General features: G+C 65.1%; 1 protein-coding gene. It reads right to left on the bottom strand.

All coding sequences use genetic code 11. The annotated features are described in order from the left end of the window. Nucleotides 1-8: 8 nt before the first annotated feature. A partial coding sequence (tnpC, locus tag DQ353_RS21050; RefSeq protein ID WP_181578549.1) for an IS66 family transposase occupies nt 9-1,474 on the bottom strand: 1,466 nt, incomplete at its 5' end.

Below are 1,474 nucleotides of genomic sequence, written 5' to 3'. Positions count from 1 at the left end.
GTAACTGGTCAGGGGGTGGCGGGTAGCCAAGGATCCCCGGCGAACAATTCACCCAAGGCATCGAACACGTTTTTGCCTTGCTTCAGAGCGGTGCCCACATAGGAACGCACGGCCAGGAATGCCTCGGCTCCGCCCCGGGAGCGGAAGGTGCCGGAGATTTTCTGTTGAAGTTTGACCATGCGAATGGCCCGTTCGGCAGCATTGTTCCCGAAGGGAACCCGGAAGTCCGTGGCAAAACGCAGGACATCATCTTGGTAGTCATCAAGGCGTCGAATCAAAGACCGGATCGGCCCCTGCGCGGGGCGCCCACGCTTACCGGTGGGTGGCGGCAAGGGATTGCGGACCACACCCTGGGCCAGGAGGCGGCGGTACCGACGGCGATAGCCACGCAGTGCCCGCTTGTCCAAGCCGGTTCTTCCGGCGTCCTTGGCCTCGTTGACGGCTACCAGCATCTCGGTCAGTAGCTCGGAGATGCCTTGCGCCCAGTCCTGCCCGCCGGATTCAACGATCCCGGCCAGCTCCCGGAGATGATGGACATTGCACGCCCCGTGTTGCACCGGGTATCGGCGGTAGGCGGGAAGCCCGTCGTGCACCGCGATGCCGTTGAATCCGTGGCCCAGGATCCCTCCGGCACCGATCGATTCCACCGAACGCCCGGGTGCCAGGTGCAAGAGGGTCATCGTATCGGTGCAGGCCACATGAACCCACGCCAAACGACCCTCCACCCGGGCGCCGGTCTCATCAAAATGCACCACCGGTGCGTGCCGCAGCGCGGCGCCGGTCGTTTCCAGGAACGGTTCCAGCAGCTTCGCCGCCCGCGGCAGTAGGGAGGAGAGCCAGCCGGTGGACACCGGAGCACCTATCGCGTCGGTGAGCAGTTCGGCGGTGCGGGCCACCGGCAGGTGCTGGCGTCCCATCAGGTACGCACCAAACCCTTGGATCACCGGGCCATAACAGGTAGTAGCGCTCACGACCGCCGGGAACGGGGCCTCGGTACGGCATCCGCAGGAACACAGGCGGGTTCGGACCCGGTGCTCGGTGACCACCAGATGGATGGGTGGCAGGTCAAAGACCTGCCGGGCACGTTCTTCGATGACCGGGGCCCCGGTAAGATCCAGTCCGCAGTCCCCGCAGCGCTGCGGATCGTGGACCAACACCACATCGGGATCCTTGACCGGTTCCAGACGCATCCCCGGTTCCCCGGCCTGCTTGCCCGGAGACTTCCCCGAAGAGCGGCGCAGGGAACGCGGCGGCGGTTTCACGAACGCGTCGGTGCTTGGCGGCTTGGAGGAATTCTGTGAGTTCTTCTTCAGCCGGCCTTCCAGGGTGGCGACCTTGGCCTTCAAGACCTCGACCTCGGTCCTCAACTGCGTGATCAGCACGTCGCGTTCGGCCAGCTGAAGCAGCAACGACTCGATCCGGGCATCGCGTTTGGCCAAGGCGGCATCACGTTCCTCCAGCCGGGCCAGCAACG

This window comes from Arthrobacter sp. AQ5-05, from assembly GCF_003287975.1.
Lineage (GTDB): Bacteria > Actinomycetota > Actinomycetes > Actinomycetales > Micrococcaceae > Paeniglutamicibacter.
The sequence above is the reverse complement of the archived record's forward strand: the minus strand, read 5'-3'. Positions and strand labels throughout refer to the sequence as shown.